The organism is Gammaproteobacteria bacterium (genome assembly GCA_016765075.1).
Taxonomy (GTDB): Bacteria; Pseudomonadota; Gammaproteobacteria.
In genome coordinates this window covers 25,700-44,357 of sequence record JAESQP010000114.1, presented here as the reverse complement: position 1 = coordinate 44,357, position 18,658 = coordinate 25,700, and the positions used below count along the sequence as shown (strand labels likewise).

Here is an 18,658-nt window from a genome sequence, read left to right as displayed (position 1 = left end):
TTAAACCCTGTGTCACTTCTCACGTCGGTGATCAATTCGGTCAAAGCAATCAACACCTACTCAGCACCACCTATAGCTGGTTCTATTTTGCCATCAATCTCGGTGCCTTTATCTCGTTTCTATTCACACCCTGACTGTTAAAATATTATGGCGCAAGTGTTGCCTTTGCCGTGCCTGGCATCTTAATGTTAATAGCCACGCTGGTTTTTTGGGCAGGCCGACATCAATTTGCACATATTCCACCCCCGATAGTGTCGCAAGCTCGTCGCTGGCTCGTAACACTACCTCAATGGCTCTACAGCAACTATAGCTGTATTATTTTCTTCTCCATCACTCGCTAACGCTCCTAATTACGAAAAAATAATACAGCGTTGCCTATCGGAGACTACTCGCCCTCGCAGCGCGAGTCCGTAATATATTTAAGGCCGCTCTGAATAAGTCAACGAAAAATAATGTTACACAAAAACATTCATACAATAACTACTCGGCTGCAAACAATACTTCCTTCACCAATGGTACCGTTAACCCTCGTTGCTTCATCAACGAGTGCTTATCAAGCTTATCAAGTAACCCAAATAAGCTATGCGTGCCTCGCTGCGCGCGACTAATTAAATAATTTGCCACATCATCAGCTAAATCTAAACCACGCATTTTTGCGCGTTGCTGCAGGGCAGCTACTTTTTCAATATCCGTTAATACCTGCTGTTCAAAAATTAGGCTTGCAGCAAGACGCGACTGAAGATCTGCAAACACATTCAAGTATTGTGGTGAATAACGGCCACTAATCACCATATTCGTATCGCTTACTTTCGCACGATTAAGCAAATGAAACAGGGCTTGTTGCCAGGCTCGATCATCAATAATTGCATCAATATCGTCTATACAAATAAGGCGGCATTGTTCTAACCCTTCACACACCCGACTATCTGGCCGTTGACTATTTTTTAATGATAACAATGCAACTGCTTTCCCCTGCCGAACCTGCTGGCTCAATAAAGCGTGTAGAAGATGTGTTTTACCACTACCAGCTTCCCCCCAAAAATATAAGGGATGCTCTGCATGTACAGTGCTTAATACAGAAACAAGTTGCTGGTTTGATGAAGAAGAATAACTATCAAAGTTGAAATCATCGCGCAAATGTAGGTCTAGTGCTAGTTGTGTCATAGGGAAGACGCCTATTACTGGCTACGGTTCAACCAGGCTTTTTTACTCCATATCCAAACGTAGTCAATACCGCTAAGCACAGTGGTTGCAAAGACAATATAAACCAGGGGCGTAATAATAATTTCTAGCCCGCTTATCAAACTAATCAGCAACACTACTACCACTAGCGTTATTTGCACACCTGTATTAATTTTACTAATAATCGATGGTGCCATATCAACGCGGCCAATTAAAACAAAATAGCCCAAGGAACCGATAACAATAATAATATCGCGCAGAATAACGGTCGCAACCAACCAAACAGGCAGCAAACCAACCCAACCGAGAACAAGGTAACTGCTGATTAGTAGCGTTTTATCAGCAAGCGGGTCAAGAAAAGTGCCTAGCGTACTGATCCAACCATTACGCTTTGCCAGATAACCATCGACACCATCGGAAACACCAGCAATAACAAATAAGACCAAGGCAAAAACAAGTTGTTGATGGTACAACAGATAAACGATGGGCAATACCAAGAGTATTCTAAAAATACTGATCAGGTTCGGTATATCGCGTTGTGTCACGGAACTAAGCTATAACTCAACGTATCGTCATTAAAAGAAAACTGTGTGCTAGCACTAGATCGTAAAACGCTACCACGCTCAATGCTAGCCCTAACATCGTCGAGATGACCTTTATAACGCACGATAAAGCTGGCATTGGCACCGCGCACTTCGTGTACGCTAACACGATCAACAAAGTTTAATGACTCAAGATACGCCAATGCCTTAGCGTAGTCTTCAACACCACTAATATTATTGACGGATAGCGTGACAATGGCGCGCCGCGTATTATCAATCCGGCTTGCATAGCGACGACCCAATCTGTCTGCCAAAGCGTCTATCCCAGCGGCCAATACGGCTGCCTCATTATTGCCCTCAGCATCCCAAATATCAGTCGAACCATCTTCGTTAAGTAATGACCAATGGCTGCGCCAACCACCAGCGGCTTGGTATAAACGCCCTATTACGGTTGCTTCAGGCGAATAGCGAATGGATGCTTGACGGATCACATCACGAAAACCACCCCACACTTCAGCCACGGAAACTAAGGCACGATCATCAAGATCTAACAGCGGCAGAAAATAAGGTATACCGCGCCTCTGCATCGATTGTTCAATCGCATCTTGAGTGTGAGGATGGCTATTGGCGCCAATCAGTTGTCGTTTATTGGCTTTTTCCACCACCAGCCACAGCAACACTGAGGGACGCTCTGCCTGCCATAATGGGAGATTATTATTGAGCAACAGGTCGTTGACAGCGGTTTCATCAAACTCGACGTTAAGTCGCTGAGCACCACTATCATTGCTATAGCCAAATTGACTCAGATAACGCAGGGGCTTGTTAATGGCTTGCTTTACCTGAGCTTCAACCAAGACACTACGACTACCGCTAAGCTTGACCAGCACTTGCGCCAATGCGCGTTGTAATCCACGTTGACGCTCGGTATCACCCTGATCACTGACAATAACGCTGGCGCTGTGTAGATCCGTCACGCTTACTGCGTTCACAGTAAAAGAGAGGAATAAAGTGATAAACAGGAATAATGGCAAATGCTTAGAAAATATCTGATTCATAGTAATATTATAAAGGCTGATAAGGAAAGAGATAAAGCTCTCTAAATCCAACAGGCCGCCATACATTGGCAATCAATGTTGCGGCAACCTGAGAGTAATCGCCGCACCTTGTAAGCGGCTGCGACCAATGGTCATCACACCCTTATAAATATTAATAATTTCAGCAGCCGCAGAAAGCCCTATACCCTGACCAGGTGTAGATGTATCAGCGCGCGCGCCACGCCGCAACACTTGATCAACCATGTCTTCTGCAATGCCCTGTCCATCATCTTCAATAACAATGACAACTTCGCCAGGCTCCGAAACATGAATGCTCACCTCAACGCGCTTATGACACCACTTAAAGGCATTATCTAATAAATTACCCAGTAATTCGTAAAGGTCACTCTCATCCATACGAATTTTGGCCTTATGCGTATCAAGCAAGCGTGTCGATACGTGTTTTTCAGCATGCACTTTTTCTAAGGCTAAAAGAATCTTGGACGCGATGCTGGAAATAGCAATCGGTACCGTTATCGATTCGCCGCCCGATGTCGCGGCACGGCGCAACTGAGAGTCAATAATGCTGCGCATACGCTCAATCTGCTCATCAAAGATCTTGGTCGTTTTATCATCGATGGCAGTATTACTTTCTATTGTGCTACGCATCAATGCCAGCGGCGTTTTTAAACTGTGCGCAAGATTATCCAGGGTATTGCGATAGCGTAGTAGACGCTCATGATTACTGTGAATTAATGAGTTAATATTTTCAGTCAAACCCAATAATTCTTTTGGATAAGCACCACTTAAGCTGGCCTTGCTACCACTCTTAATCGCATCGAGGTCTTTTTCTGCGCGTCTTAACGGCACCAGGCTCCAGTGCAAAACACTACCTTGCACTGCCAACAAAATTAGTGACACAGTACCGAGCCAACCCCACAGAATACGGCGAAAATTTGCGATCCGCTCATCGACATCGGCAGAGGCTTCGGCAATGCTAAAGGTATAGCCCGTTGCATTATCAAGCTCATCATCGGTATCAACACCCCAGGTGACTCCAATACTAAATGCATAGACATCTTCTGCATCATCAGACTCTTGCATCTCTATCCGCTCGAAACTGCTATTGCCACTGGCAAGACCAGAACGAAAGGGAATATCCCGACCTGCCATCGATGCCGAATACCAACCATATTGACCATCGTTGCTGACAAAGCGTGCATACAGGCCAGAATTAGAATAATTGAAACGCTCCTCAGGCAAAACATCAATCAAACGCGCAACGCCTTCTTCACTTTGTTCAGACAATGCGATAAGCACGCCAGCATAACCCTCTAGCCGATCGTACAAACTACCCTTGGCACTATTGGTAAAGGCACGCTCCAGCGTTACTCCAGTGACACCAAAAAATAGCATCAACACAATGGTGAGTGCGATCAATAGCCGCGCTTTAAGCGAGGACATCAGGCCCTAATCGCTATGTCGTTGCAACGTAAAGCGATAACCCTGGCCACGTAATGTCTCGATAGGTTTAATTTCGTTGTTGGGATCTAATTTGCGCCGCAAACGACCAATAAAGACCTCAATAACATTACTGTCACGATCAAAATCCTGATCATAGATATGCTCAGTCAACTCGCTTTTTGACACCACGGCACCGCTGTTTAGCATCAAATACTCTAATGTCTTGTATTCGTAGGCGGTAAGATCGACATCGTTATCGTTTACCGTCACCTTACGCGAACGTGTATCAAGCGCCACTGACTCACACACCAATACAGGCTGTGACCAGCCGCTGGATCGACGCAGCAATGCCTGCACGCGCGCCAGCAACTCTTCGATATGAAAGGGCTTGACCAAATAATCATCAGCACCGGCATTAAGCCCTTCGACTTTTTCTTGCCAACGACCGCGTGCGGTCAATATGAGTACAGGAAACGACTTACCCTGACTACGTAGCGCCTTGATTAGATCGATGCCATCAATTTTGGGTAAGCCCAGGTCAATAATGGCGGCGTCAAAGGGGAATTCGCAACCCAGATATTGACCTTCTAAACCATCAGCGGCAACATCAACAGCATAGCCCTCTTTTTTTAGCTGAGACTGTAGCTGCTCGCGTAAGGAGGGTTCATCTTCTACTAGCAATAAACGCATAGGTACGTCCTATTATTATAGAGAATTTGCTAAAAGCACCTACTATAGCGATAGAAAAACGATAGTGATAGCAAAAGCTAGTGCCCTGTCACACATCTAATAGCGCACTCAGCAAGACGAGAAGCGCGCAGATGCTAGGCGCGCGCGAGCAGGACTAGCGGTGGCTAATTCAAGTGAGCGCAACAACGTAGATGGGCGTTTCTCGTCTTGCCCGAAGGGGACCCCGCAAAAACGCGCCAATGCTGCGTTGCAGCCCTTAAAAAGGGCTTCAGCCATCCTCTGCGGACTGCGCCTTGCCTTGACGCGTTTTGCGGGGCTCTGAGTGCGCCATTAGATGTGTGACAGAACACTAAGCACAAAAAAGCCGACCCTTGTGAGGTCGGCTTTTATCTTTATTGCCCTGGCCGCTGGTTCGGTGAGCCAGGTCAAGTGAACCCCTAAAGCCTATAGGGCCAGGATAAAGTCCACCAACTTCTCGATGTTTTCATCACTCACACGCGGTGAGTAAGGAGGCATGGCAGCCGTGATACCTTGATCGGCCCAAGCGCCTTTGCCGCCTTTAGCGACCTTGGTCAACAGCAGGGCTTTGCCTGCAGCCTTGTCACCAGCATATTTTGCAGCAACGTCTTTCCAGCCCGGACCAAGCACCTTTTTTTCAATTGAATGGCATGCAAAACAACCACTGGCTTTGGCTAATGCTTCATCTGCACTTACCGTGCTAACACCCACCACTAAACTCGCAGCTGCTGCTGCACTCACAATCCAACTTGCTTTCATGTTAATTTCCTCGTTTTTTTAAAACTTAGAGCCTTCATAAAGGTTCCGAACCAAGAATGGTTGATGCGAATATTAGGCTTTTTTCACTGAATCCATCCTGAACTATCTGAATAAAGCTAAATATATAGTGATATCAATGATTTCTGGCTCTTACACTACTTGCTGAGATATAATAGCAGCTCATAATTTCATATTACACAGCCTAGAATATACCCTAATGAATACCCTATGAGCACACTAAGTTACCGTGATGCCGGCGTTGACATTGAAGCTGGCAACTCTTTAGTTGAGCGTATCAAGCCACACGCGAAAGCGACTTTTCGGCCTGAGGTGCTCACTGGCCTTGGCGGTTTTGGCGCCTTATTTGAACTGCCTGTTGACCGCTACCGCAAACCAGTATTGGTTGCCGGCACCGATGGCGTAGGCACCAAGCTTAAACTCGCCATTGAAAGCCAACGCTATGATGGCGTCGGCATTGATTTAGTCGCCATGTGCGTTAACGATTTAATTGTTCAAGGTGCTGAGCCCCTGTTTTTCCTCGATTATTACGCCACTGGCAAACTCAATGTCGATATTGCCAGCGCCGTTATCGCTGGTATCGCCGAAGGTTGCAAACTCTCTGGCGCCGCATTGATCGGCGGTGAAACGGCCGAGATGCCCGGCATGTACGCTAAAGGTGATTTTGATCTGGCTGGCTTTTGTGTCGGCATTGTCGAACGTGACGAGATTATTGATGGTTCCAGTTGTGCCGAGGGTGACTCATTAATTGGCATAGCCTCCAGCGGCCCGCATTCAAATGGCTACTCGCTGGTTCGCAAAGTACTCGAAATATCAGGACAATCATTAGCTAGCCCATTTGAAAAGGGTACACTCGGCGATGCTTTGATGGCGCCAACCAAGATTTACGTCAAAACCATACTCGAATTGTTGAAATCACATTCAGTAAAAGCCATTTCACATATTACCGGTGGTGGCTTGACTGAAAACCTACCGCGCGTATTACCTAATAATCTAACCGCTGAAATTGATCTTAATGCCTGGGCAAAACCTGAGATATTCAATTGGCTATCGCAACAGGGCAATATCAGCAACGAGGAGTTGTTGCGCACATTTAACTGCGGTATTGGGATGGTGCTTTGCGTAGACGCTAACGATGAAGCTGCGGTACTAAAAAGCCTAGACCAACTAGGCGAACAAGCCTGGAACATTGGCCACCTTATTGAACGCGTCAACCAGCAAGGCGTTGTCTACGCGAATAGCTGATGGTGTCAGAAAACCGCTTACGCATTGTCGTACTCATCTCCGGCAATGGCAGCAACTTACAAGCCATCATTAATGCCAACCAAGCTGGTCTGCCCATCGAGATTTGTGCGGTTATCAGTAATCGTCCCAAAGCCTATGGTCTGCACCGAGCAGCTAGCGCAGGGATCGCGCATCATGCCATCGATCATACGCAATACGCTAACCGCAAGGCCTTTGATGCAGCGCTTAAAATCACCATAGACCAATACAAACCTGATTTTGTCCTGCTTGCAGGCTTCATGCGCGTCTTAACTAACACGTTTGCCCGCAGCTATCGAGGCCGCATGCTGAACATCCATCCGTCTTTACTGCCGAAATATCGCGGCCTCAATACCCACGCCAAAGCCATCGCTGCTGGTGACACACATCACGGCGCCAGCGTTCATTTTGTTACCGAGACTTTAGACAGCGGGCCGGTTGTCGTTCAGACAAGAGTGCCTATACTGACTAACGACACAATAGAAAGCCTGTCACAACGTGTGCAACAGGAAGAACACAAGATCTACGTTGAGGTATTGCATTGGCTTTGTCAGCAACGCCTGGTTTGGCAAGATGATAAACTCATGCTCGACGACAAACCATTACTGCAACCTGTTGTTATAGAGAGCAAGTAAGCGCATGAAACATGCCATTATTTAAAACCTTTCTTTTTGGCTTGCTGACTCTGGTAATCAGCTCAGGGGCAGTCAGCCCAGGCGCAATAGCGCAATCCGGTTTCACCTTGCCAGTGGGCATGAATCTGGAGTACGTCTTCTATCGTGGCAACACCAAAATCGGTACTATGCAACGCACACTCACTCGCTCTGATGACGATCATTACGTTTTAGAATCTAACGTCAAAGTCACTCATTTTTTCGCAAGGTTATTCTTAAAAGGCATCGTCGAGCGTTCAACGTTTACCTTTGAAAATAACCACGCTAAACCACTCAAATATTTGCATCATCGTAGCGGCAGTAAAAAATCACGCAATCAAAATTTAACATTCGACTGGGACGCCGGGCAGATTGGCGGCACCGGGCAGGTAAGCGACAACAGCCAAGAAACGCCTTGGGTCTTAGAAATTCCAGCCAATACTGTCGATCGCCATCTTTACCAACTTAACGTCATGTTTGATATGCAGGATGAACCCACGTCACTGCAATACCTTGTCGCAGATAAAGGCAGACTCAAAACCTATAACGTCGAAAACCTCGGTAGTGAAACCATCGACACACCGCTTGGCGAAATCGACACCATAAAGCTGTTACGTCAAACAGAAAAACGCTCAACAACGATTTGGGTCGCGCCTAAATATAATTACCTACCCGTACAAATTGAACAAAATGAAAAAGGTCAGAAATTCAGGTCGGTAATCAAAAATATCGGCGGCCTATAGCGACCAGGGGGTGTTAACAATTACCTTCGTTAGCGTGATTGTGAGTCATTTTTCGTGCTGGCGAGGCGCACTGAGGCGTAATAGTTGTTCTATTACAACGAAGTGCAACGTTGCCAGCGCGGAAAAGGGTCACAATCTCGGCACGAACGGTAATTGTTAACACCCCCCTAGGGAGCCTGTCGGACTTAGGATGAATCTACTGCGCAAAAGCCCTTTTAGCCCCTTTTTTCGATCCTTTTCGTTAAATATGCTCAATATTCGCCTCAAACGATCAAAAAAATGGACTCAAAATGGCTTTTTCTCGTTACGATCACCTAAGCCCGACAGGCTCCTAGGCCTTAGGTAAGGTCACTCCCTTCTGGCCTTGATATTTGCCACCACGGTCTTTATACGACACGTCACACACCTCATCCGACTCAAAAAACAGCATTTGAGCGATGCCTTCATTGGCATAGATACGCGCAGGCAGCGGTGTGGTATTGGAAAATTCCAGGGTCACATGGCCTTCCCACTCTGGCTCCAAGGGTGTTACGTTGACAATAATTCCACAACGCGCATAGGTCGATTTACCTAAACAGATAGTGAGGATGTTGCGTGGGATACGGAAGTACTCAATGGTACGAGCCAAAGCGAATGAGTTGGGCGGAATAATGCATTCATCACCCTGGACATCAACAAAGCTGTTTTCATCAAAATTCTTGGGATCAACAATGGCAGAATTAATGTTAGTAAAAATCTTGAACTCATCGGCGCAACGTACATCGTAGCCATAGCTGGAGGTACCATAAGAAATGACACGATCATCACCGTGATAACGCACTTGCCCTGCTTCAAATGGTTCAATCAAACTGTTGTTTTCAGCCATACGTCGGATCCAAAGATCAGATTTAATACTCATTATTCGCTACCCTAAGTCGGAACACATGATTGCGTAAGGTTAATTATTCTCGATAACAATATTGGGGAACTTCGAGGCATATTCTTTTTGTTGTAACGATAGCTTTGCTGCAACATTGCGTGCAATAGCACGATAGCTTTTAGTGATAACGCCATCAGGTTCGGCGACAACTGTCGGTCTGCCACCATCAGCATCTTCGCGTATACGCATCGCCAAAGGTAAACTGCCGAGAAAACTAATGTCGTAGTCTTGCGCCATAGCTTGACCACCACCTTGACCAAAAATATGTTCTTCATTACCGCATTGCCCACAGACATACGTGCTCATATTTTCAACAACACCAAGCACTGGTATTTTAACCTTCTCAAACATTTTGTAGGCTTTGCGTGCATCTAATAGCGCAATGTCTTGCGGTGTTGTGACAATAACCGCTGCGCTCACTGGGATTTTTTGTGCCAAGGTTAATTGAATATCGCCGGTACCAGGCGGTAGATCAATGATTAAATAATCAAGGTCACGCCAGCGCGTATCTCGTAATAACTGCTCCAGCGCCTGCGTCACCATTGGCCCACGCCAAATCATCGGTGTTTCGTCGTCAATGAGAAAACCAATTGACATCACTTGTATACCGTAATTTTCTTTTGGCTCTAAAGACTTGCCATCCTTGGTGTCCGGCTTACCGCTAACACCTAACATACGTGGCTGGCTAGGGCCATAGATATCAGCATCAAGCACACCCACATGCGCACCTTCAGCGGCCAAGGCCAAGGCCAAGTTGGCGGAAACCGTTGATTTCCCCACGCCACCTTTACCGGACGCAACGGCAATTGTGTTTTTAACACCAGCCAATAATTTCACGCCTGCTTGCACCGAACGTGAAGCAATGATGGTATCAATGTTCAACACAACATCACTAGCGCCATCCAGCGTCGATACTGCGTTTTTAACATCCTCCGTTAGTTGGCTATGATAGCCCGCAGCAGGATAGGCCAAGGTTGCTTTGATCACAACACGGCCACTGTCTTCAATCACAACATCACCGATAATTCCCGCTGACACCAGGTCTTTTTCTAAGTACGGCTCTGCTATACCAGACAACACTGACAACACCTGCTCTTTTGTTACCTCTACCACGCTTACTCCTGCTCGCCTTATTTTTAAATGGCCAGCCAACTTTATTTAAAAGAAGGCGATTTTACTCTATCGTAGCGCTTAAAGCAGCTTAACGAGTGTCATGCCCCCTATAAATTGCACATTCAGAACCCTCCTTAACACGCCTTACAGAGGATTGTTTGTCAATTCACTGAATATGCAGTTTATAGGGAAGGCTCACAACACTGAATATCAATGATGGCAGTGAGTTTATCCACACGCGAACAAAGCTATTTTAGTGAACAGGCAGAGACAGCCTTATGCTAGTATCGCCGCGTGCCACGCGGCGGCTAATCACCTCGCAGCGACGAGCAACAAACCACACAACCGTTACAAAGGAACTCCAATGCGTCGCAGTTTGACTCTAACCTTAACTATTTGTTTATTCAGCCCATTTACCTATGCCGACAAAGATGCGCCAGGCTGGCACGGCGAAGGCGAATTCGGCCTAGCAATCACAAGTGGTAATAGCGATACAGAAAATCTCCACGGCCGTTTAAAACTCACCAATAACACTGACTTATGGCGCTATACCTTAGGGCTTGAAGCGCTCTTTGTTTCTGATAGTAATGCAACCACAGCAGAACGCTATACCTTTGGCTATAAAGCTGATCGTAAAATTAGCGCTGATAACTATTTATTTGGCGCCTTTCGTTATGACGATGACCGTTTCAGTGGCTTCGATTTCCAGTCCTCACTGACAGCAGGTTATGGTCGCAGACTATTTAAATACTCACGTAGCCGTCTCGACGTCGAGGCAGGTGCCGGTTATAGATTCAGCGAAACCGTTGATGGTGCAAGCCAAAACCAAGTCATTGGTCGTTTTTATGGTGATTACGAATATACAGTCAGCGACAATGCCTTGTTCAGCCAGACCCTGCTCATAGAACCAGGCTCAGACAACACCTTCACCGAAAGCGTGACTGCCTTTAAGGTTGGCTCTGCTAAAAAACTAGCGTTGAAGCTATCGCTAACAGCGAGAAACAATAGCAACACACCCACTGGTACAGTATCAACCGATACGATCAGCACCGCTTCCGTTGTTTATTCTTTCTAGAATTTGCTAACTCAAGCCACAGTAAAACGAAAAAACCTGGCTGGCAATGAGAAGTGAGGGGAGGTAGTACAAAAACGCCAGCCAGTTATATAGACATAAACTATATTAAGATCAACAGTTCAAGTAGGGTAAAACTGCTGAGTGGTGGTAACATTACCGCTAGGGCTCGATTATGACTATTTAATTAAACTAATCAGCCTTATAGCTTTCTTCTATAATCAGGTGTTTGCAGCATATTAGTAACGACAGCACCTATAGCCGACCATCTTAGATACAATAGGGGGTTTGCCTACTCACAGAACTCACATGCTCCTATCAAAACAAAAAATACCGGCAAAACGAAAAATGCTGGTTACCAGCGCCTTACCCTACGCCAATGGACCCATTCATTTGGGTCACTTAGTCGAATATATCCAGACCGACATCTGGTCGCGCTTTCAGAAAATGCGTGGTCACGATTGTTATTATATTTGCGCCGATGATGCCCACGGCACACCGATTATGCTGCACGCAGAAAAGCGTGGTATCAGCCCAGAACAGCTAATTGAAGAAAGCTCAATTGAGCACCAACGTGATTTTGCCGCCTTTGCCATCGATTTCGATTATTACTACAGTACCCATTCTGACGAAAACCGTGAATTGGCTGAAACCATTTATACCCGCTTAAAGGATGCTGGCCATATCACCACACGCGACGTCGAGCAAGCCTATGACCCTGAAAAAGAGATGTTTCTACCCGATCGCTTTATCAAAGGTGAGTGTCCGCGCTGCCACGCGCCAGATCAATATGGCGACAACTGTGAAGTCTGTGGCGCCAGCTACAGCCCAACCGAACTGATTAATCCAGTCTCTGCTGTCAGCGGCGCTACGCCTATCACGCGCTCATCAGAGCATCATTTCTTCAAGCTACAAAACTTTGCCGACATGTTGCGTCACTGGATAAAACAAGGCCATGTCCAGACAGAAATGGCCAATAAACTTGGTGAATGGCTGGACGGCGATTTGCGTGAATGGGATATCTCACGCGACGCACCGTATTTTGGTTTTGAAATTCCTGGCGCGCCAGGTAAATATTTTTACGTCTGGCTTGATGCGCCTGTCGGTTATATGGCCAGTTTTAAAAAACTGTGCGCAGCAAAAAACCTAAACTTTGACGAATACTGGGGTAAAGAGTCAACGACTGAGCTTTACCATTTCATCGGCAAAGACATTGTCTATTTCCACGCCCTGTTCTGGCCAGCCATGCTTGAAGGCGCAGGCTTTCGCAAACCCAGTGGTATTTTTGCCCACGGTTTTCTTACCGTTAATGGTGAGAAGATGTCAAAGTCACGCGGCACCTTTATCAAGGCCAGCACCTATCTCGATCATTTAAACCCTGAGTATTTACGCTATTACTTCGCCGCCAAACTGGGTAGCAAAGTGGCAGACCTTGACCTTAATTTCGATGACTTTACCAGCCGCGTCAATTCTGACCTAGTTGGCAAGGTCATTAACATTGCCAGCCGTTGCGCCGGTTTCATCGCAAAACGCTTTGCTAGCAAGCTCAGCGCAGAGATTGATCAGCCCGGTTTACTGGCCGAACTGGTTGACGCTGGCGACACCATTGCTGAGTCATATGAAAACCGCGACTATAACCGAGCCATGCGCGATATCATGGCGTTAGCCGATCGTGCCAATCAATACATAGATCAAAAACAACCCTGGGTCATGGCCAAAGTAGAAGGTAAAGACCAAGAGTTACATCAAGTCTGCAGCATGGGTATTAATCTGTTCCGTATTCTAGTGACTTATCTCAAGCCAGTGCTACCAGTCACCGTCGAAAAGTCTGAAGCCTTTTTGAACATCGCAGCGCTTACTTGGGCTGATCGTACGCAGCCACTAACCAATCACACTATTAATCAATTTAAACCGTTAATGACCCGCGTTGACCCGAAAGCGGTTGAAGCCATCATTAACACCGCACAACACACCCTCGGAGCTCAAGATAAAGTGTCTCAAGCCACCTCCACGCAAAAAACGACCAAGGCCGTTCAACAGAACAATGCAAGCCAAGACAGTAGCACCATTACCTTTGACGACTTCGCCAAAATCGACCTACGTATCGCTCGCATCACCAAAGCCGAACACGTTGACGGCGCCGACAAATTATTACAACTCACACTCGACTTGGGCGACATGGGTACACGTAATGTGTTGGCCGGAATTAAATCCGCCTACCGGCCTGAAGACCTTGAAGGCAAGCTAACCATCATGGTCGCCAACCTCGCGCCACGCAAAATGCGCTTTGGCGTCTCCGAAGGCATGGTATTGGCTGCCGGGCCAGGTGGCGAAGATCTGTGGCTACTAGAACCCCATATTGGTGCCCAACCAGGCATGAAAGTAAAATAAGCAATGAAGCACTGGATTTTCAATCACTTACTGAACACAGCGTTTGAAACGAAGCTCAAGCTCAGTTAACATGTCAATGTAGAATTTTTTATTATAACTTACGGGTTTATTATATTTTTTAATTATATGAAAACTACTTACCGCGATAAGAAACGACCATGACTGAAAGTTTGACCGGGTATGCTCTGATATTGGTGAGCACGGTCCTCGTCAACAACTTTGTTTTGTCACAGTTTCTTGGGCTGTGCCCGTTTCTCGGTGTGTCGAAGAAACTCGATACCGCACTGGGCATGGCTTTCGCCACCACCTTTGTGCTCACGCTGTCCTCGGTTTGCAGCTACCTTGCCAACGAATACCTGCTTGCGCCGTTAGGCCTGGAATATTTACGCACCATTACTTTTATTCTGGTGATTGCCGCCGTCGTGCAATTCACTGAAATGGTGATCTACAAAACCAGCCCCTTACTCTATCAAGTATTAGGTATTTTTCTTCCGCTGATCACCACTAACTGCGCTGTACTGGGTGTGGCACTACTTAACATTCAAAAGCAACATGACCTCATCGACTCCTTTATTTATGGCTTTGGTGCATCAGTCGGTTTTTCTTTGGTTTTAATTTTGTTCGGCGCTATGCGTGAGAGGTTAGAAGTCGCCGATGTGCCTGTCGCCTTTCGTGGCCCGGCAATCGCACTGATAACCGCTGGTTTGATGTCGATGGCATTCCTCGGCTTTGCTGGCTTGGTCAGAACGTAACGTCGTGTTAAGTGCAATATTGGCACTCAGTACATTGGCCCTGGTCTTTGGTTTAATCCTCGGTTTTGCAGCGGTGTATTTCAAAGTCGAAGGCGACCCACTGGTCGAAAAAATCGACGCCTTGTTGCCGCAAACCCAATGCGGCCAATGTACCTATCCTGGCTGTAAACCCTATGCCACAGCAATCGCTAATGGTGAGGCCGATATCAACCAATGCCCCCCTGGTGGCGAAGCAACCATTCAAGCACTTGCCGATTTGCTTGGCAGGGAACCGAAAGAACTCAACCCGGAAAACGGCGAAGAAAGCGTTAAAGCCATTGCTATCATTAACGAAGCAACCTGTATTGGCTGTACCCGTTGCATACAAGCCTGCCCGGTGGATGCCATTCTCGGTGCAGCCAAACAAATGCACACCGTGATTGGCCCTGAATGTACTGGCTGTAAACTGTGTATCGAACCTTGCCCGGTAATCGACTGTATTACCATGGTGCCAATAGCAACCGATATCAGCGAATGGAATTGGCCGTTCCCAACTGACAATGTCACACTTGCTAAGCTGGCTCAATACAATGAGCCAGAGAAAAAAAGCGCATGATTGAATCATTGCTTCATCATTGGCGTTCACCACATAAATTCCCCGGCGGCGTGCATCCACCGCAACATAAGGCAGAATCAAACAAGCTTGCTTCAATAAAGGCAAAAATCCCTGCGCGTTTGATTTTGCCACTACACCAACATATTGGTGAGCCGGCAGAGCCGGTTGTGGCTATTGGTGACACGGTATTAAAAGGCCAGCGCATCGCTAAAGCCAATGGCTACGTCAGTGCTGCCATCCACGCCCCCACCTCTGGCACCGTCACTGATATTGCCAACTACCCTATTCCTCACCCATCCGGTATGAATGCGCCCTGCATCATTATCGAAACCGACGGTGAGGATAAATGGGGTCAGCGCAACGCCGTACAGGACTGGAAAAAACTCGACGCCAGCGCGCTGCGTAATGTCATTCGCGACGCCGGCATTGTTGGTTTAGGGGGCGCCGGTTTTCCCTCGTTTATAAAATTAAACCCTGGCGCTAATAAACAAATCGATACCTTGATTTTAAATGGTGTTGAGTGCGAGCCATACATCACCTGCGACGATGTCATCATGCGCGAACGTTCGGGTGAGATCATGCTCGGCCTGACCATTATGCGTCATGCTTTAAATGCTAAAGAGTGCGTTATCGCCGTCGAAGAAAATAAACCACAAGCGCTTGCCGCTATGACGATGATGGCCAAAGAAACCAGCGGCGTAAAAGTCGTTAGTGTGCCGACCATCTACCCACACGGCAGCGAAAAACAACTAATCCAGGCCATTACCGGCAAAGAAGTCCCTGTCAACGGACTCGCCACACAAATCGGCATTGTTTGCCATAACGTTGCAACAGCCGCTGCCGTCTATCGCGCCGTTTATCAAGGCGAGCCCTTAATATCACGTTACGTCACCATCACCGGTAGCGGCGTGACTAAGCCACGCAATATTCGTGCGTTCATAGGCACACCTATGTCTGAGCTAGTAAAACAATGCGATGGCGATTTTTCAGCCATATCGCGCCTCATCATGGGCGGTCCGATGATGGGTTATGCTATGCAAACTGACCAGGTGCCTGTGATTAAAACGACCAATTGTATTATCGCTTGCACTGAAGAAGATGTAGTGAGCGAACCTGCCGTTATGCCCTGTATACGTTGTGGCGCCTGTGCAGAAGTATGCCCCGTCTCGCTACTACCACAGCAACTCTATTGGCATGCAAAATCACGAAACCATGAAAAAGCACAAGAATTTGACCTGTTCGATTGCATCGAATGTGGCTGCTGCTCCTATGTCTGCCCCAGCAAAATTCCTTTGGTACAATATTATCGTCATGCCAAAGGGGAAATCTGGGCAGCTGAACGCGAAAAACAACAAGCCGATATTGCCCGCGATCGCCATGAGTTTCGTCAAGCAAGAATAGAACGCGAAGCCGCAGAAAAAGCCGAACGCCATCGCCAAAAAAAGGCTGCCCTGGCTGCAAAGAAAAAGGCTACCGACACAGTGATAAAGACTGGCGATAGCGAAACAAAATCCGTTATTGATGAAGCCGTAGCCAAGGCTAAAGCGAAGCGCTTGCAACAAGGGAGCCTCTGATTAATTCTGGGACAACGAAATTGACGGCTGAAATCTTTCAGATCAAGGCGCGAATTGCAGTCAATAGTGGGGCTATTGACAAGATTCGCAACGTAGAGATGGAAGATTTCAGCCGTCAAGGTCGTGTTCCACGAATTGATCAGAGGTTCCCAATGCCCTTCTCATGAGAATAAACCTGAGACCAACGACAGCTAATGGAATTTAAGACTCCGACATCACCGCATATTCACAGTGGCGACAGCGTCAGCCGCGTCATGCTGCTGGTTATCGCGGCAACCATTCCAGGCATCGCTGTCTACGTTGGCTATTTTGGTTGGGGCGTGGTCATCAATATTCTTTTGGCCTTAGTCACCGCGCTGGTTTGTGAAGCCGGCATGTTACTCATTCGCAAACGTCCTGTATTGCCCTTTTTGTATGATGGCAGCGCAGTAGTAACTGCTGTCTTGTTAGCATTAGCATTACCACCTATCGCACCGTGGTGGATGGTGGTAATGGGTGCCGCTTTCGCCATTATTATTGCCAAACAACTTTATGGTGGCCTGGGCTATAACCCGTTTAATCCCGCTATGGCCGGTTATGTCATGTTATTGCTGTCATTCCCCATTGAAATGACTCGCTGGCAAGCACCGCTAAATAATACCAATGTAAGTCTGAGTTTTATCGATTCCTGGAACATTACCTTTAGTGGCTTAAAAGATAATGTTAACGATGCCATCAGCATGGCGACACCACTAGACACACTAAAAACGCAACTGCGTTTAGAACAAAACATAGAACAAATTATCACCGGCAACCCTTTATTCAGCAACCTGGCCGGTTTAGGCTGGGAATGGATTAATATTGCCTTTCTCATTGGTGGTCTATTCTTAATTTATAAACGGATTATTAGCTGGCATATCCCCGTTGCCATGCTCACAACTATTGCCGTGCTATCAGGTGTGTTTTATCTTATCGATGCCGATACTTTCTCATCGCCAATGATTCACTTACTGAGCGGCGCAACCATGCTCGGTGCTTTTTTTATCGCCACCGACCCAGTGAGCGCCGCCACCAGCAACCCCGGCCGCATTGTTTACGGTATCGGTATTGGCGTCTTCACCTATGTCATTCGCACCTGGGGCGGCTATCCTGATGCAGTAGCCTTCAGTGTGCTGCTAATGAATATGGTTGCACCGACTATTGACTACTACATTAAACCACGCGTATTTGGCCATGGTAAGGATTAATCATGTTAGCGAATAACATGGCAAAAACCGGCGTGGCACTGGCGATCTTCGCTTTAATCGGCACAGCCTTATTGGCGCTGACTAATGAAATAACAAAAGACCGTATCGCCGAGGAAGAACGTTTATTCACTCTACGCACCCTAGGCGAAATGGTGCCAGATGTGTTTTACGATAACGATTTGGTTGCAGACAGTTTTCAGCTCATCGCGCCCGGCTATCTCGGCAATGCCAATCCTAAAACTATCTACCGCGCGCGCAAACATAATGCCCCTGTCGCCGCTGTCATCAGCACCACAACACCCGATGGTTATAGTGGCAATATTGACCTGCTGGTAGCGATTAATATCGATGGAAAACTCATGGGAGTTCGCGTAATCAAACACAAAGAGACACCCGGTCTTGGTGATGGCATCGATATTCAACGTAATGACTGGATCAGCCGCTTTGATGGTCACTCATTGAATAATCCCGGCAAGCGCGGCTGGGCAGTAAAAAAAGATGGCGGCATTTTTGATCAGCTCACTGGCGCAACGATTACCCCACGCGCTGTAGTCAAAGCTGTACATCTTTGTTTACAATACTTTAATCAGCAACAATCACTTATCTTCTCCGCCGAAAGCGATAAGATAATTGATACCAGCGAGTAGTTT

18 protein-coding genes and 1 pseudogene are annotated in these 18,658 nt (G+C 46.9%); 11 read left to right on the top strand and 8 right to left on the bottom strand.

The window, feature by feature from the left end; all coding sequences use genetic code 11:
- Nucleotides 1–341 (top strand): annotated as a pseudogene (locus JKY90_06825) (hypothetical protein).
- A gap of 139 nt (nucleotides 342–480) precedes the next feature.
- On the opposite strand, the gene hda reads toward JKY90_06825, so the two are convergent.
- The 6 genes from hda to JKY90_06795 form a co-directional block, all read right to left on the bottom strand.
- A complete protein-coding gene (gene hda / locus JKY90_06820) occupies nucleotides 481–1,164 on the bottom strand; it encodes a DnaA regulatory inactivator Hda (protein ID MBL4851977.1) in 684 nt (227 codons plus the stop codon).
- Between the two features lie 14 nt (nucleotides 1,165–1,178).
- Nucleotides 1,179–1,727 (bottom strand): CDP-alcohol phosphatidyltransferase family protein, encoded by a 549-nt coding sequence (locus JKY90_06815; GenBank protein ID MBL4851976.1) that lies wholly within the window; start codon nucleotides 1,725–1,727, stop codon nucleotides 1,179–1,181.
- Entirely contained in the window at nucleotides 1,724–2,779 is a 1,056-nt protein-coding gene (locus JKY90_06810) for a DUF2066 domain-containing protein (GenBank protein ID MBL4851975.1), read from the bottom strand. The genes JKY90_06815 and JKY90_06810 overlap by 4 nt, the downstream gene beginning before the upstream one ends.
- A 72-nt stretch (nucleotides 2,780–2,851) precedes the next feature.
- Nucleotides 2,852–4,222, bottom strand: a complete 1,371-nt coding sequence (locus JKY90_06805) for a GHKL domain-containing protein (protein ID MBL4851974.1) — start codon at nucleotides 4,220–4,222, stop codon at nucleotides 2,852–2,854.
- A 6-nt stretch (nucleotides 4,223–4,228) separates the two neighbouring features.
- Nucleotides 4,229–4,912 (bottom strand): response regulator transcription factor, encoded by a 684-nt coding sequence (locus JKY90_06800; GenBank protein MBL4851973.1) that lies wholly within the window; start codon nucleotides 4,910–4,912, stop codon nucleotides 4,229–4,231.
- 444 nt (nucleotides 4,913–5,356) lie between these two features.
- Entirely contained in the window at nucleotides 5,357–5,689 is a 333-nt protein-coding gene (locus JKY90_06795; GenBank protein ID MBL4851972.1) for a c-type cytochrome, read from the bottom strand.
- 228 nt (nucleotides 5,690–5,917) lie between these two features.
- On the opposite strand from JKY90_06795, the gene purM reads away from it, so the two are divergent.
- Genes purM through JKY90_06780 form a run of 3 tightly spaced genes read left to right on the top strand, consistent with a single transcriptional unit; the run spans nucleotide 5,918 to nucleotide 8,366 of the window.
- On the top strand, nucleotides 5,918–6,952 hold the full coding sequence (purM, locus tag JKY90_06790) for a phosphoribosylformylglycinamidine cyclo-ligase (protein MBL4851971.1): 1,035 nt from the start codon (nucleotides 5,918–5,920) through the stop codon (nucleotides 6,950–6,952).
- Entirely contained in the window at nucleotides 6,952–7,605 is a 654-nt protein-coding gene (gene purN / locus JKY90_06785; protein ID MBL4851970.1) for a phosphoribosylglycinamide formyltransferase, read from the top strand. Before purM ends, purN begins: the two co-directional genes overlap by 1 nt.
- Before the next feature lie 11 nt (nucleotides 7,606–7,616).
- Nucleotides 7,617–8,366 (top strand): DUF3108 domain-containing protein, encoded by a 750-nt coding sequence (locus JKY90_06780; GenBank protein MBL4851969.1) that lies wholly within the window; start codon nucleotides 7,617–7,619, stop codon nucleotides 8,364–8,366.
- Between the two features lie 331 nt (nucleotides 8,367–8,697).
- Here JKY90_06780 and JKY90_06775 read toward each other — a convergent pair whose 3' ends face one another.
- Together JKY90_06775 and apbC are read right to left on the bottom strand one after the other, a co-directional pair.
- Nucleotides 8,698–9,264 carry a dCTP deaminase gene (locus JKY90_06775; protein MBL4851968.1) on the bottom strand — a complete coding sequence of 189 codons (567 nt, stop codon included), beginning with the start codon at nucleotides 9,262–9,264 and terminating at the stop codon, nucleotides 8,698–8,700.
- A 39-nt stretch (nucleotides 9,265–9,303) separates the two neighbouring features.
- Complete coding sequence (gene apbC / locus JKY90_06770; GenBank protein MBL4851967.1) at nucleotides 9,304–10,398, bottom strand: iron-sulfur cluster carrier protein ApbC; 1,095 nt, start codon at nucleotides 10,396–10,398, stop codon at nucleotides 9,304–9,306.
- A 364-nt stretch (nucleotides 10,399–10,762) separates the two neighbouring features.
- Between apbC and JKY90_06765 the strand changes: the two genes are divergently transcribed.
- The 7 genes from JKY90_06765 (at nucleotide 10,763) to rsxG (ending at nucleotide 18,655) form a co-directional block, all read left to right on the top strand.
- Nucleotides 10,763–11,473 carry a DUF481 domain-containing protein gene (locus tag JKY90_06765; protein MBL4851966.1) on the top strand — a complete coding sequence of 237 codons (711 nt, stop codon included), beginning with the start codon at nucleotides 10,763–10,765 and terminating at the stop codon, nucleotides 11,471–11,473.
- Between the two features lie 306 nt (nucleotides 11,474–11,779).
- A complete protein-coding gene (gene metG, locus JKY90_06760) occupies nucleotides 11,780–13,861 on the top strand; it encodes a methionine--tRNA ligase (protein MBL4851965.1) in 2,082 nt (693 codons plus the stop codon).
- A 170-nt stretch (nucleotides 13,862–14,031) separates the two neighbouring features.
- Nucleotides 14,032–14,613, top strand: a complete 582-nt coding sequence (gene rsxA / locus JKY90_06755; protein ID MBL4851964.1) for an electron transport complex subunit RsxA — start codon at nucleotides 14,032–14,034, stop codon at nucleotides 14,611–14,613.
- Between the two features lie 4 nt (nucleotides 14,614–14,617).
- Entirely contained in the window at nucleotides 14,618–15,208 is a 591-nt protein-coding gene (gene rsxB, locus JKY90_06750; GenBank protein MBL4851963.1) for an electron transport complex subunit RsxB, read from the top strand.
- Nucleotides 15,205–16,782: an electron transport complex subunit RsxC gene (gene rsxC / locus JKY90_06745; GenBank protein ID MBL4851962.1), complete on the top strand. Its 1,578-nt coding sequence runs from the start codon at nucleotides 15,205–15,207 to the stop codon at nucleotides 16,780–16,782. Before rsxB ends, rsxC begins: the two co-directional genes overlap by 4 nt.
- A gap of 194 nt (nucleotides 16,783–16,976) precedes the next feature.
- The gene (rsxD, locus tag JKY90_06740) at nucleotides 16,977–18,008 is read left to right on the top strand and encodes an electron transport complex subunit RsxD (protein ID MBL4851961.1); all 1,032 of its coding nucleotides are present in this window, start codon (nucleotides 16,977–16,979) and stop codon (nucleotides 18,006–18,008) included.
- 2 nt (nucleotides 18,009–18,010) lie between these two features.
- Entirely contained in the window at nucleotides 18,011–18,655 is a 645-nt protein-coding gene (gene rsxG, locus JKY90_06735) for an electron transport complex subunit RsxG (protein MBL4851960.1), read from the top strand.
- The last annotated feature ends 3 nt before the right edge of the window (nucleotides 18,656–18,658 follow it).